This is a genomic window from Echinimonas agarilytica (assembly GCF_023703465.1).
Taxonomy (GTDB): domain Bacteria; phylum Pseudomonadota; class Gammaproteobacteria; order Enterobacterales; family Neiellaceae; genus Echinimonas; species Echinimonas agarilytica.
Genome location: NZ_JAMQGP010000003.1, coordinates 596,434 through 609,601, shown reverse-complemented (window position 1 = coordinate 609,601; position 13,168 = coordinate 596,434). Strand labels below are relative to the sequence as shown.

Annotated in this window: 12 protein-coding genes; 6 read left to right on the top strand and 6 right to left on the bottom strand. The window is 46.4% G+C overall.

The genetic code is table 11. The features are described 5' to 3' along the window. Positions 1–163: 163 nt before the first annotated feature. A complete protein-coding gene (locus NAF29_RS09905; protein ID WP_251261388.1) occupies positions 164–946 on the top strand; it encodes a type 2 periplasmic-binding domain-containing protein in 783 nt (260 codons plus the stop codon). Here the strand turns inward: NAF29_RS09905 and NAF29_RS09900 are convergent. Together NAF29_RS09900 and NAF29_RS09895 are read right to left on the bottom strand one after the other, a co-directional pair. Beyond that, positions 876–1,631: a methyltransferase domain-containing protein gene (locus NAF29_RS09900; protein WP_251261387.1), complete on the bottom strand. Its 756-nt coding sequence runs from the start codon at positions 1,629–1,631 to the stop codon at positions 876–878. The genes NAF29_RS09905 and NAF29_RS09900 overlap by 71 nt on opposite strands. Then, positions 1,628–2,383: a Nif3-like dinuclear metal center hexameric protein gene (locus tag NAF29_RS09895; protein WP_251261386.1), complete on the bottom strand. Its 756-nt coding sequence runs from the start codon at positions 2,381–2,383 to the stop codon at positions 1,628–1,630. Before NAF29_RS09895 ends, NAF29_RS09900 begins: the two co-directional genes overlap by 4 nt. A gap of 143 nt (positions 2,384–2,526) precedes the next feature. On the opposite strand from NAF29_RS09895, the gene NAF29_RS09890 reads away from it, so the two are divergent. Genes NAF29_RS09890 through NAF29_RS09880 form a run of 3 tightly spaced genes read left to right on the top strand, consistent with a single transcriptional unit; the run spans position 2,527 to position 6,413 of the window. Continuing rightward, on the top strand, positions 2,527–3,144 hold the full coding sequence (locus NAF29_RS09890; RefSeq protein WP_251261385.1) for a paraquat-inducible protein A: 618 nt from the start codon (positions 2,527–2,529) through the stop codon (positions 3,142–3,144). Next, complete coding sequence (locus tag NAF29_RS09885; protein WP_251261384.1) at positions 3,137–3,751, top strand: paraquat-inducible protein A; 615 nt, start codon at positions 3,137–3,139, stop codon at positions 3,749–3,751. Before NAF29_RS09890 ends, NAF29_RS09885 begins: the two co-directional genes overlap by 8 nt. Before the next feature lie 10 nt (positions 3,752–3,761). Continuing rightward, complete coding sequence (locus NAF29_RS09880) at positions 3,762–6,413, top strand: MlaD family protein (protein WP_251261383.1); 2,652 nt, start codon at positions 3,762–3,764, stop codon at positions 6,411–6,413. Between the two features lie 11 nt (positions 6,414–6,424). Here NAF29_RS09880 and NAF29_RS09875 read toward each other — a convergent pair whose 3' ends face one another. Further along, positions 6,425–7,654 carry a nucleoside recognition domain-containing protein gene (locus tag NAF29_RS09875; protein WP_251261382.1) on the bottom strand — a complete coding sequence of 410 codons (1,230 nt, stop codon included), beginning with the start codon at positions 7,652–7,654 and terminating at the stop codon, positions 6,425–6,427. Positions 7,655–7,736: 82 nt separating this feature from the next. On the opposite strand from NAF29_RS09875, the gene rsmF reads away from it, so the two are divergent. Further along, the gene (rsmF, locus tag NAF29_RS09870; RefSeq protein WP_251261381.1) at positions 7,737–9,161 is read left to right on the top strand and encodes a 16S rRNA (cytosine(1407)-C(5))-methyltransferase RsmF; all 1,425 of its coding nucleotides are present in this window, start codon (positions 7,737–7,739) and stop codon (positions 9,159–9,161) included. A 246-nt stretch (positions 9,162–9,407) separates the two neighbouring features. Here the strand turns inward: rsmF and NAF29_RS09865 are convergent, their stop codons facing one another. The 3 genes from NAF29_RS09865 to NAF29_RS09855 all read right to left on the bottom strand — a co-directional run bounded on the left by NAF29_RS09865 (position 9,408) and on the right by NAF29_RS09855 (position 12,080). Then, positions 9,408–10,616, bottom strand: a complete 1,209-nt coding sequence (locus tag NAF29_RS09865; protein ID WP_251261380.1) for a porin — start codon at positions 10,614–10,616, stop codon at positions 9,408–9,410. Between the two features lie 127 nt (positions 10,617–10,743). Next, the gene (locus tag NAF29_RS09860; RefSeq protein WP_251261379.1) at positions 10,744–11,301 is read right to left on the bottom strand and encodes an NAD(P)H nitroreductase; all 558 of its coding nucleotides are present in this window, start codon (positions 11,299–11,301) and stop codon (positions 10,744–10,746) included. Positions 11,302–11,399: 98 nt separating this feature from the next. After that, positions 11,400–12,080 carry an HvfX family Cu-binding RiPP maturation protein gene (locus NAF29_RS09855; RefSeq protein ID WP_251261378.1) on the bottom strand — a complete coding sequence of 227 codons (681 nt, stop codon included), beginning with the start codon at positions 12,078–12,080 and terminating at the stop codon, positions 11,400–11,402. A 145-nt stretch (positions 12,081–12,225) separates the two neighbouring features. Here NAF29_RS09855 and metA point away from each other — a divergent pair, with 145 nt between their 5' ends. After that, positions 12,226–13,167, top strand: coding sequence for a homoserine O-acetyltransferase MetA (metA, locus tag NAF29_RS09850; RefSeq protein ID WP_251261377.1), 942 nt, complete (start codon positions 12,226–12,228; stop codon positions 13,165–13,167). The last annotated feature ends 1 nt before the right edge of the window (position 13,168 follow it).

Below are 13,168 nucleotides of genomic sequence, written 5' to 3'. Positions count from 1 at the left end.
TTTACATCGTCCACTTTCATGGAGACGGCAATTGTTGCGTTATGTCACTTGTTTAATGTTGGCTACTTTATCGTTTCTAGCCACATCAAAACCTGATCCACTATTGTATTTTCAGCATCATGATCGATTTCATTACGACATTGAACTGCTGGAGCACGTGTTAATGCTCACGGAAAAAGAATATGGCCATGCTGAAGCTCAATTTTCGGGTACAGAAATGTCTGAGCAACAGGGTCTAAGAGCGTTATTTTCAGGCCAAATCGATATTGCATTTCTCCCCACCAGTACACAAAGAGAGTTTAGCTTCAAAGCAGTGAAAGTGCCTTTATTACAAGGTATGCTTGGCTACCGCCTGTTACTAACTCACAGCGAACACAATGATAAATTTGCTGGCATTTCGTCACTACAAGATCTAAAAAACAACGCAGTGGCAGGGTTTGGCCTGCATTGGGAAGATTTACGTATTCTATACCGCAACCGCATTCCAGTGATTGCAAGTGCCGGCTATCAAGATCTGTTTGCCATGTTAGCCACATCTCAAATTGACTATTTACCACGCGGCCTAAATGAGATTTATATTGAAATTGAACAGCAGTCAGACCGCTACTCAGACTTGATGATTAATAGTGATATTGCGCTTTACTACCCTTTTCCCCGTTATTTCTTTGTGAACAGGAGTAACGAAGGCCTTGCTCGTCGGCTTGAGAAAGGACTAGATATGGCGATTGAAGATGGCAGTTTCAAAGCCATTTTTGAAAAGCATTTTTCAGATGTTATTCAACGAGTTCAAAGCCAGTCTAGACACCTAATTGAACTTCAAAATCCATTTTTGCCCGACGATTTGCCTCCCATGCACACCGATTGGTGGATGCCCGCTAACCACGTAAGCAATAAAAGTGCAAATACCGAGATACCGCAAGAAAATCAGGGTCTTGCGAATGAATAAGCTCTAAGCGCATTAGCGCTTCTTGCTGAATTTCAGTTTGTTGCTTGTCGCGAACATAATCACTAAAGGTACGAATACCGGATCGAGTCGAAACCGACATTCCAGCCTTTGCAATTGCATTTTCTAACGCAGCAGGAGTGATGGGCCAGTTTGGCGTTAAACGTTGCCGACTGCGCCGCGTCATTCCGCCTTCAACGTATTCAAAGTTGGCCGATACCAAGTGCTGATAAAGTAGGGCTTTTTGATTAAAGGCCATCAAACTTAAATGGCCTTGCGGCTTCAACTGATTGGCCAAATGTTGAATAAAAGACTCGTGGTCCTCAATCCATTCCAGAACCGCATGACAAAGCACAAGATCAAATTTTTCCAGTTCAGGTAACTGGTCTAGTCCCGCATACACAAAGCTCATGGTTTGCAAACAACCACGTGCAATTGCCGCAACCTTGGTTTCATTGAGCATATCATCCGATATGTCACAGGCCACAACATCATGCCCAGCTTCGGCGAACCAAAGAGCCATTTGGCCCATCCCAACACCCACATCTAAAACGCGCAATGGTCTGCCATCTCGCACTTGCTGCAGGTCACGCTGCAATACAGCTAGGCGAACTTTACCTTTTGCACTGTCATAAATGCAGCGACTGAATTTACCTGCTGCACCATCAAAATTAGATTTCTTATTCATACGGGGTTGTCGATATCCACAAACTCGACATTTAGATCAAATTTTTCTGCAATGTGCCGACCCAATGCGAGCGCGCCATACCTTTCTGTTGCGTGATGCCCTGCTGCGATGAAGTCGATTCCCATTTCACGAGCAACATGCACCGTTTGCTCGGATGCTTCGCCGGTGATAAACGCATCACATCCTGCGGCAACGGCTTGGTCAATATATGACTGCCCACCGCCCGTACACCAACCCACTTTTTGCACGACACCGCCGTGCCCTTCCACAAAGACAGGAGTTCGGTTCAAACTCTGCGCAATGCGCTCAGCAAGCTGAGCGCCTGTGACAGGTTGAGCTAAACGGCCTTGCATCGCCACTGAAAATGGGTCGTTGGGATCGAGCCCTTCGGCATCAACAATTCCCAAACGCTTCGCTAGCTGAGCGTTGTTACCATGTTCAGCATGGACATCAAGCGGCAAGTGGTAGGCGATGAGGTTGATATCATGCGTTAATAACGCCTTAAGGCGGTTATACTTCATGCCTACAACAGCCGCGGGTTCATTTTTCCAGAAGTAACCATGATGCACTAATACGGCATCGGCGTTGCGTGCGATGGCTTCGTCGACAAGTGCTTGACTGGCGGTGACTCCAGCTACAATTGACTGAATGTTTGGCTTGCCTTGGACTTGAAGGCCATTTGGACAAAAATCTCGAATTTGATTGGATTGTAAAGTTTGGTCGAGGTAAGTCACAAGTTCAGTAGTTAACATAAAAAGCCTCTGTGGAATTTTCAGGGTATTGTACACGGGCTTTTAATTCGGCTCTACGGTTAACCCACTAGACAAAAACTAGTTCTGTTAATACACTGAAATCATTAAAATTCACCTGACTCTAGACTGAGCTTGGAGTACAGATGGCTAAGCCACACATGGTCGCGTGCACAGATTGCGATCTCTTGGTATCGTTATTAGAAGTGCCACCACATAATGACGCCAACTGCCCTCGGTGTGGCAAACGTATTTTTAGTCACAGTCCGTTCAAACTCGATGGCCTCTTTGCTCTCGCTTTTACTGGATTTATTCTCTGGTTTCCATCCAATTTTTTGCCACTCATTACCATTCGGTTATTTAACCAAGAACTCAGTACCACTATTTGGGGCGCGGGTTTAACGCTCATTGATGGCGGTTTCTGGTTTGTCGGCTCGCTGGTCATTTTTGCCGGTGCAGTGGCCCCCCTGGTTACAATGGGGTGTCTGATCGCGTTGCTTTACGGCTATAAACGGCAATGGGCGCCATCGACTTTAGTCGTGCTCATGAAAATCATGAATCGCATTAGAAAGTGGGCCATGCTTGAGATCTATTTGATTAGCTTTTTAGTCGCAGTATTTAAACTCAAGGATTATGCAGATATCTATTTTGGCTTAGGCCTGGTCAGCTATGTGTTTATGTTTGCAGTATTAATTGCCCTTGCGCAGCAGTTTAATCGGCATTATATGTGGCACCTCATTGAACAAAGGCAATCTCATGGCTAGCGCATATGAACGAGGGTTAGTGGTTTGCCATTGCTGCAATAAGCTATGTGAGCACATTGAAATTGATGTGGGGCACGTTGCCTGCCCCCGATGTGAGACTAAACTTTATCAACGATCACCAAATAGTTTGCAACGGACATGGGCTTGCCTCATCGCTGCACTTATTCTTTTTTTACCTGCCAATATCTATCCTATTAGCTATTTTACGAAAAGCGGCACGGTTCAAGAAGATACGATTATGTCTGGCGTTATTGCGTTAGCAGCAGCCGATATGCTGCCCATTGCACTCATTGTATTTACGGCCAGCATTGCAATTCCTTTCGCTAAAATTATTGGCCTGAGTTTTATATTAATCAGTTTAAAATTTAATATTTTACGCAACCGGAAATCAAGACTCCGCATGTATCATGCGATTGAATGGATAGGAAAATGGTCAATGTTAGATTTATTCGTCATCTCTATCATGGCCACGTTAGTCAACCTTGGACAAATATTGGACTTCTCCTGTGGACCTGCAGCAACCGCATTTGCAATGGTGATTCTGCTCACCGTACTTGCCACCGAGAGCTTTGATACACGTCTAATTTGGGACGATGTAAACGATTAAGGAAAATGCTTTGCCAAATGATTCGATAGCCGCGCAACCACTGATTAAAAAGAAGTCTCCTATTTCCGCAATTTGGTTGCTGCCAATCATCGCGCTATTGCTAGGTGGCTACCTTGCATACCAAAGCCTCAGCCAAGCAGGCATTATGATTTCGATTCATTTTCCAGATGGAAACGGCATCATCGAAGATAAAACACCAGTCAAGTACAAAGGTTTAGTCGTTGGTAAGGTCAAAACAATCGAACCCGATCAACGCTTACTTGGTGTGAACGTGCTGGTAGAAATGGACCCTCGAGCTGAAAGTGCACTGACCCGAGGCACACAGTTTTGGCTAGTGCGCCCGCAAGCCTCACTCACTAGAATCTCAGGGCTCGACACTATTTTGTCGGGAAATTACATTGCAGTTCAACCCGGTGAAGGTCCCAAAGAACGCGAATTTGAAGCCGTTAAGGAAGCACCATTACAACTGACAGACGACGATCTGATCGTTCGCCTACGTACGCCAACACTAGGCAGCTTATCCGTTGGTTCTCCCGTTTATTACCGCCATTTCGCAGTCGGCGAAGTGGTAAAAATAAAGCTCGATGACGAGCGCCACGACGTCATGGTTCAAGTCCAAATTAACAGTGAATATATTCACTTGGTCACCAAAGACAGTCGCTTTTGGAACGTCAGTGGCGTGCGAGTGTCCGCTGGAATTAGCGGTGTTGAAGTGCAAACCGAAAGCCTCGCCACCATCATCGCTGGTGGAATCGCATTCGACAGCCCTTTGGGCAGTGATCCGCTCGAAGCCGAAGAGCAAGAATTTGTTCTATACCCCTCACTGGATGAAGCAGACCGAGGCATTCAGATTGCGCTCACTATCCATGTAGCCGACGGCCTGGCTCTAAGTGGAACAGAGATTCGTTACCTAGGCGTTCCCATAGGGACGTTCGAGAATATTCGTTTAAGCGACGACCAGACCTATGTAACAGGAGAGGCACACCTCGATCCTTCGCTCAATGAACTATTAGGCGACGATAGTCAGTTCTGGCTGGTGAAACCCAAAATTTCGATGGCTGGAATAGAAAACCTCGATACGATTGTATTGGGTTATCGAATTCAATTTTCGCCCGCCACAAAGCCCAGCGAATTGAGGCACTTTAAAATTCAGCCAAATGAACCCGCACTCCCTGGTTCGTTAAACATTACACTTCACGCCCCAAACTCTTATGGATTAAGCGCGGGCAAAACGATTTTCTATCGAGGGCTGACCATTGGTCATATTCGCGATGTGGTGTTAAGCGACGACAACTCGGTTGAATTTGATGTTGTAATTAACCCTGTATACACGCACTTAGTGACCGATAAATCTAGATTTTATGTCAACTCTGGTATTGATGTGAAAGCGAGCCTGCGCGGATTAACCATTGACACTAAACCCATAGAACAGGTGTTAATGGGCGGTATTACGCTCATGCGCGGTAACCAATGGAAAGATGCTTCGCCAGCGAAAGACGGTCAAAACCTTGCGCTTTACTCAACAATCGAAGCTGCAGTTGTAGGCAAGCGCACCAAACCAAAACTAATAAAAATAGTGTCGGACGACGTTCATGGGCTGCAAGCTGAAGCCCCAGTGTACTTTAAAGATTTACCCGTGGGCGAAATCCTTAGCGTTGAACTGAATGACCAAAGAAAAGTAATTATGACTGCCGGCGTACAAGCTAAATATGCGCACTTATTGAATCAATCATCTCGCTTCTGGCAAATGGGCGGCATTAAGTTCAAAGCCGACTTAACAGGGCTAGAAGTCCAAACCGGCTCACTGATTGCGGCAGCTTTAGGTGGCATTGCATTCGACACTCCCAACTCTGAAGCTTCGGCCAAAGGCCCGTTGGAATTTGAGCTATATTCGAATCAAAAGATCGCGATGGAAACCGTGTCAGTCATCAACATAGAACTGCCTGTGAGCACCAGTGTGACGCAGGGTACAAAAGTCTTTTATGGCGGTTTTCAAATTGGCGAAGTCAACGATATTGTATTGGATCCGGGGCTAAATCACGTCAACGCGCAAGTATATTTGGAACAACTCTACGCCGATAGTTTCATGAGACAGAGCACCCAGTTTTGGATTGAGTCGGGCTCTATTGGAATTGATGGTGTATCAAACCCTAAAGCACTATTGACCGGAGATTTTATTATCGCGCTACCGGGTACCGGCGCCACTCGTCAACAATTTAACGCAGGATACGGGGCCCCAAAAAACCCCGTACCAACCGATGGCATTACAATTTACCTAGAAAGCCCGGCTCTGGGTTCTGTTAAAGTCGGTTCGCCAATATTGTTCCGCCAAATCCAAGTCGGACAAGTCACATCAACTGAGCTGGCTGAAGGCTCTGAAAGTGTAGTGATTCAGGCGAACATCAAACCTGACTACAGCCATTTGGTACGTTCAAATACGCATTTTTGGAACGTCTCTGGAATCAAAGCAGAAGCCGGGTTATTTAGTGGAATGAAAATTCAAGCCGAATCCCTCACCACGATCATCGCGGGGGGCATTGCATTTGGTACGCCCGACAACGAAGCCATTCGAGAACGTGCTCAGCAAGGTTCTCGATTCAAACTTCACGCAAAGGCAAAGAACACATGGCGGCAATGGCAGCTCACTATCGATAAAGACTAAGCGACTCGTACTTAGCCATAAAACCAATACGCCACTGCAATCGCTGTGGCGATTCCTACCGCATCTGCAAACAAGCCACAACTTAATGCGTAACGCGTTTTACGGATGCCCACCGCCCCAAAGTACACCGCAAGTACATAGAAGGTCGTTTCCGTACTGCCCTGCATGATGCTGGCAAGCCGTCCAACGAAGCTATCAGCCCCATGTGCATTCATGGTGTCGATCATCAGTGCTCGTGAAGCCGATCCCGAAAACGGTTTGGCAAACGCAACAGGCAATGCCTCAATAAATTCAGTGGAACCACCGGTCTTAATCACAACCCAACGAATCGCGTCCATCAGAGCCCCTAAAATACCGCTCGCTCTGAGTAGTGCCAGTGCAACAAGCATGGCCAACAAAAATGGAATGAGTCGCACGGCGGTTTCAAACCCTTGCTTTGCCCCTTCCACAAAGCTGTCGTATACCGCCACGCCGCGTTTAGACGCTAAAGTTAACACCAAGGCGATAAAGCCCAGCAACACCACATTCGCTAATACCGTAGATTGTTGGCTCATGGCATCAGCTCCGAGCTGGCCAAGATAGCCAACCAATGCTAGTAGTGCAGCAATGGCCACTCCTAAATAGAGCAACGCACTACGCTGAAAAATGTTAATGCGCTGAACGGCGCACACCATTAACAATCCAGCTAAGGTTGATGCAGAGGTCGTGAGTAAGATAGGCACAAACACATCTGCCGGTGCCAACGCGCCTTGCTGTGCTCGATATAAAAAGACGGTCACTGGAATCAATGTGACTGATGAAGTATTCAGCACTAAGAATAGAATTTGCGCATCGGAGGCGGTGTCGGGTTTTGGATTATGCCGCTGCAAATCTTGCATGGCCTTAATGCCCAAGGGCGTTGCAGCATTGTCTAAACCCAGCGCATTGGCAGCAAGATTGAGCGTCACACTTCCTATTGCAGGATCACCTTTAGGAATAGCTGGCATCAAGACTCTAAATAGCGGCGCCATGAACCGCGCTAACGCGTCGACCATACCAGCGCGTTCGGCTATGGCAAAGATGCCTTGCCATAAACACAGCACTCCAATTAAACCCAGCGCAATATCAACGGCTAAATCTGCACCGGCAAATAACGCGGCTCCCATTGCGTTAATCACTTGTGATGACTCACCCAAAGCAACCTGCAGTAACGCAACCGCAATGCTGCCAACCATCATGACTAACCAAACACGATTGAGCACAAGATCATTCCCTGAAAAGTATGTGTTAATATGACGGCATTAGACACAGCGTATGCTGACACCTCAAAAGCCTAGAAATAAAATGCCAAAAAATCTCTTACCCCAAGAGTTTATTCAAAACATTAAAGCGATACTACCACCGCATCTCAGCATTGAGTCCTTTGTGGATATTTGCCAAGTGCCTTTGCGCAAAAGTATTCGCATCAATACATTGCTGCAACCTGCGCCCAATGAGATTGGCAAACTATTTTCCGCAGCAGAACCCGTTCCCTGGTGCGAGCAAGGGCTTTGGCTGAATGAGACGCCTGACTACCAGTTGGGCAATCATGTTTGCCACCTCAATGGCCAATTTTACATTCAAGAGGCCAGCTCAATGCTGCCGCCTATGGCGTTGGCTCACGTTGCAAAATCGATGAACCTTGTACTCGACATGGCTTCAGCCCCTGGCTCTAAAACGACTCAAATTGCAGGCTTAATGAACAATAGAGGCGGTTTGGTAGCGAATGAGTTGTCTGCATCACGCCTTAAATTTCTGCATGCCAACTTGCAAAGGTGCGGTGTTACTAATGCCGCACTCACACATTTTGACGCAGCCATCTTTGGTGCAGCATTGCCCAATACCTTTGATGCGGTGTTACTCGACGCTCCTTGCAGTGGCGAAGGCAGTTTACGCAAAGACCCCGATGCGATGAAAAACTGGAATATGGAAAGTATTGAGCGAATTTCAGAGGTACAGAAAACGCTGATCGAAAGTGCGTTCCACGCTCTTAAAGCGGGTGGAGCAATGGTGTACTCCACTTGCACATTGAGCGCGCAAGAAAATCAGAATGTGTGTCAGCATTTGCTTGATACGTTTGGCGACAACGTGGAGGTGTGTAGTCTTCATGATCTATTTGATGGCGCTGCGCAGTCAGTGACCGCCGAAGGCTATTTGCACGTTTGGCCTCAGATATACGATTCAGAAGGCTTCTTTGTTGCCGCATTTCGTAAACAATCAGCCACAGCGCCTGACCAATCTGAAGTGAGACGTCCTGGCAGGTTTCCTTATCATTTTGCCAAGCGCGATGACATTGAACAGCTGCAACAATACTTAGATGGCTTTGGCTTTACCCTACCCAACGACATGGAACTGTTTGAACGCAATGATACATTTTGGTTATTTCCAAAAGCCTTGGAACCGCTATTTGGTAAATTAAAGTTCCAGCGCATTGGTATTCGTGTTGCTGAGCGATTTAAACGTAATTACAAGTTGGATCACGGATTTGCTATTGCTTACGGCCATCAATTTAAGCACTTAACATTTGAGTTAAACGCAGAACAAGCACAAGAGTATTTGCAAGGCCGCGACGTTCGAGGAATTGAAGGACTGCCGAACAAAGGCGAATGCTTAGCCACTTATGAAGGCAAAACTCTCGGCTTTGGAAAAGCGGTAGCAAACCGTCTCAAAAATCAATTGCCACGAGAAATCGTACGCGATCAACCAGTTATGAATTCCACTAAAAAATAGCCGAAATCCGACTGGAAAACGGGGAATCCTGAACTAGACTTATTTGCATGGGTTAGGTGAGCTCGCCCAGATGAGCGGCTCCCTTCTATACCACCAGTTAGTTAGCGCACGGCTCATCACGAGCCATTCCCCTATGCTCGGAACAGGATTGGTTCCGAGCTTTTTTTTGTCCAAAATTCAACCTATTTTGATACAAATAAGCCCTGATTCAATCAGGGCTCGTAACTGCAACTTGATGATCAAAATCTAGAGATTAAATCTCAAGCCTAATGCGTAAATATCTTCGCCATCGGTCCCATTGAAATCACTATCATCAACGCGAATTTCTGCAAACAGGTTAATTCGGTGCGACCAGTTGTAATTCACGCCAGCTACGTAATAACTCAACTCATAGTCGTCAGTCAAAGGTCCTGCAGAAGGGTTATCATCCAAGTACCGCTCAAGCGCTGCGGCGTAATCTGAATCGTCTGCTTTGAGCAAATTGTTACCAACAAAGACTTGCCACTGGTCGCTGAAACCATAGCCAATGACTGTTTCCCAACCTTCGGCATCATAAATGATACCTTGCGCATCAAATTCATGGTTCTCCGATTGCGCATAAGAAACCGATGCATAAAAGCCCTTCGCGAACAGTGTCTCACCTAATGTAATTGAACCCACCCATGCTTCGTCGTCCACATCCGATACCTGAGTACCATCAACCTCACCCTTCACTTCAATCAAGGCATAATTATAGGCACCGCGAATGGACAAAGGCATGCCAACATCAAAGGTGTATCCCAAGCTCATGGAGTAACCATAATCGAATTCACCATCAATGGTGGAGAGTCGAATATCATCTTCACTGGTTGAGTCGAAGTCTGAAGCATCCAGCTCGCCGGGCGAAAACTGACCTTGCAGACCTATGTCTAATCCCTGATAGCTCTTGCGCCATGTGATTGCGTTGTCGGCTCGACCGGTTCCCGACAAACCGCCGTCTGATGCGAAGTTATAGGTACCCGATGCTTCACCACCAAACACGTTGTACACATCCGTTGTGAACGATGCATCGTAATACACCGACCACTGCTTCCCGATTTTAATGTCGCCCCATTGATCATGGCTCAGATACACATTGCCTTGACGCAGTGATATCGCATCGTCGGGATCGCCCGACGACAAAGAGGCCTGCTCATCACCACTAATTTTCAGATCTTTGCCTGAATTAGTCGTACGGACGCCCCACTCTAAATACGCACCAATATTCCACTCTTCATTCACGGGGTGATCAAACTGAAAACCAATCCTTGAGGTGCCATCCTTAAACGACGTATCGCTGTCGGTATAAATACCGTTAAGCTCCAAATAGCCCTTCATTTGAGCGGTAAGCTCATCGCCTTTGTAGAGTTCAAACGCCTGAGTTGACGTTGAGCCAGCAATTACAGCAAGCGCTAAAGTGCGTTTAATCCACATCATTGTGTGTCCTTTTTAAATATCCAATAAATTTTCAGTGAATTTTAATCACAGAAATTCAGCCAAGGAGCCACCTTGACTGAATATTAACTAAAGAATAGTTCATTGTTTGGCGCTATCAACTAATTGATTATTCGCCAATAAAGGTAACGAAGTCAGAGAGATTGGGGACTTCGCTCGGTTTACCCTGAAACTGTTCAGTGCCAAGGTACAAAAATCCAACGATTTCATCCTCTGGGCCAAGTTCTAAAGCATCGTTCACATAAGGGTCTTGAGTGTAAACGCCAGACCTCCAAATTCCGCCAAAACCAAGGGCTTGTGCCGCTTGCTGCATCGCCATAGTTGCACATCCGGCACTCAATAATTGTTCAACGCGTGGCACTTTAGGGTGATCAACGACTTGGGCGATCACTGTTATGACGATAGGAGCGCGCAAAGGCAATGTGGGCGCTTTGAGCACAGCTGCATCATTTAAATCGGGGTTGTTCTTAGCGGCCCGCTCAAAAATACAACCTAACTCTTCACGACCCTCACCGCGATACACTAAAAATCGCCAAGGTCGAAGGTGGGCATGATCCGGGGCTCGTAAACCCGCGCAAAGAATTGTGTTTAGCGCTGCGTCAGACGGTGCGGGCTCAGTCAATTTGCCCTGGGAATAACGATTTAGCAGAAGTTCGAGCGCATCCATTCAAGGCGCCTTTGTTGGAGAGGTTTGTGAGCATCATGTTAAAGGATTGCTAACCACATTTGTAGCAATCCTCAACAAAATATAGCGCCTGAATCAGTTTAACGGTTGTGCTTTAAAGTGAGCCAATAATCAACACTTAAGAATCGCCCGGCCCCTTTGAAGAAAAGGCTTAACAGCATGACAAAGTAAATTGCAGCGAACTCAATACCATTATTCAAGATCGCAATGGAACCTCGTCCGTACAGATAATCAGGAAAGCCATTTTCAGCAACAATATCTTTGATTTTCGCCAACCGCTCTCCGACCTCTGCGCTGTTGGCAATGCTCTCCGATCCTCCCGGCAAATGAAGCCAAGACCAAACTAAAGCTGCGCTGGTTGAACCATTGGACGGGGCAATGGCAAACCAGCCATTGTCCCAATGCACTGCGAATGCTGCCACAAGCATTGTCACCATCAGCGGAATACTTGCGAGTCGTGTTAACAAACCGAACAATATTAACCAGCCCCCTAAGAATTCAGTCCATCCGGCCATCAATGCAAGCACTTCGGGAAACGGTAATCCCAATCCCCAATCGGCATTACCAAACCAGCTAACCACGTTCGGATCAGGCAATAATTGTTCAAAAATCCCCGCTTGTGCATCGCTGATGCGCAACTTATTGTAGCCTGCAACAATCATCACCGGCGCTAAGATCATACGCATGAAAAATAGCGGCAGGAAATCAAGAATAGTGAGGTGGCGAATCGTGCCGTGATACATCTCTGTCAGATTCAGCATGTTGTCCCTTTGAGTTTGCTTAAACACATTGCTATTCAATATAGAACCGGGAAGTGGGAAATAAATTTCAAAACATCAGACTTCTAGACGTCTAAACGTTTATGAATTAGTATGGCGGTAGTTTTTACGTACTCAGAGATGCTTTATGCCGATTAACATTCCAGACCGACTGCCCGCCACTCAGGTGTTGACTGGAGAAAACATCTTTGTAATGGGTGAACAGCGCGCTAGCTCGCAAAATATTCGCCCTCTGAATGTGCTCATTCTGAATCTAATGCCCAAGAAAATTGAAACTGAAATTCAAATCTTGCGGATGTTGTCGAATACGCCATTGCAAATTGATGTGGACCTTTTACGCATTGATAATCGAGTTTCAAAGAATACTCCCGAAGAACACCTCAATGCTTTTTACCGAACATTTGAAGAGGTAGAACATAAAAACTACGACGGCATGATCATTACCGGTGCGCCTCTTGGCCTCGTAGAATGGGAAGATGTGGTGTTTTGGGATCGAATGAAAACCATCATTGATTGGGCCAACACTCACGTCAATGCAACACTGTATTTGTGTTGGGCAGCGCACGCAGCGCTCTACACTCTGTATGGAATTGACCGGCATATTCGCAAAAGTAAGATTTCTGGCGTGTTTCAACATCAGGTGCGCTATCATAACCACCCTTTGATGCGCGGCTTTGACGATGTGTTTTGGGTTCCGCACTCTCGATATGCAGAAATAAACGCAGCAGAGATTGCCGCACATAACGATCTACATGTGCTCGCGGACTCACAACAAGCAGGCGTTTATTTAGTCGCATCAAATGATGGGCGGCAACTCTTTGTATCGGGTCATCCAGAGTATGATCCAGAAACACTGGACAACGAATTCAAACGGGACGTGTCGCAAGGTTTATCCCCCGACGTTCCTAAAAATTATTACCACGGAGATTTGCCCGAAAATGGCCCGCTTGTTCGCTGGCGCAGCCATGGCAATCTGCTTTTTTCAAATTGGCTTAACTATTTCGTGTATCAAACAACACCGTACGATTTAAGTCAGTTAAAGCCTGTGGCCGACAAGGCCATGTTGTAGG

What these genes read in the sequence shown, in the direction of transcription:
- NAF29_RS09860 (WP_251261379.1), bottom strand. Translation starts at nt 11,301, where the DNA reads ATGGATGCGCTCGAACTTCTGCTAAATCGTTATTCCCAGGGCAAATTG.
- rsmF (WP_251261381.1), top strand. Translation starts at nt 7,737, where the DNA reads ATGCCAAAAAATCTCTTACCCCAAGAGTTTATTCAAAACATTAAAGCG.
- NAF29_RS09895 (WP_251261386.1), bottom strand. Translation starts at nt 2,383, where the DNA reads ATGTTAACTACTGAACTTGTGACTTACCTCGACCAAACTTTACAATCC.
- NAF29_RS09900 (WP_251261387.1), bottom strand. Translation starts at nt 1,631, where the DNA reads ATGAATAAGAAATCTAATTTTGATGGTGCAGCAGGTAAATTCAGTCGC.
- NAF29_RS09905 (WP_251261388.1), top strand. Translation starts at nt 164, where the DNA reads ATGCTCACGGAAAAAGAATATGGCCATGCTGAAGCTCAATTTTCGGGT.
- NAF29_RS09890 (WP_251261385.1), top strand. Translation starts at nt 2,527, where the DNA reads ATGGCTAAGCCACACATGGTCGCGTGCACAGATTGCGATCTCTTGGTA.
- NAF29_RS09885 (WP_251261384.1), top strand. Translation starts at nt 3,137, where the DNA reads ATGGCTAGCGCATATGAACGAGGGTTAGTGGTTTGCCATTGCTGCAAT.
- metA (WP_251261377.1), top strand. Translation starts at nt 12,226, where the DNA reads ATGCCGATTAACATTCCAGACCGACTGCCCGCCACTCAGGTGTTGACT.
- NAF29_RS09865 (WP_251261380.1), bottom strand. Translation starts at nt 10,616, where the DNA reads ATGATGTGGATTAAACGCACTTTAGCGCTTGCTGTAATTGCTGGCTCA.
- NAF29_RS09855 (WP_251261378.1), bottom strand. Translation starts at nt 12,080, where the DNA reads ATGCTGAATCTGACAGAGATGTATCACGGCACGATTCGCCACCTCACT.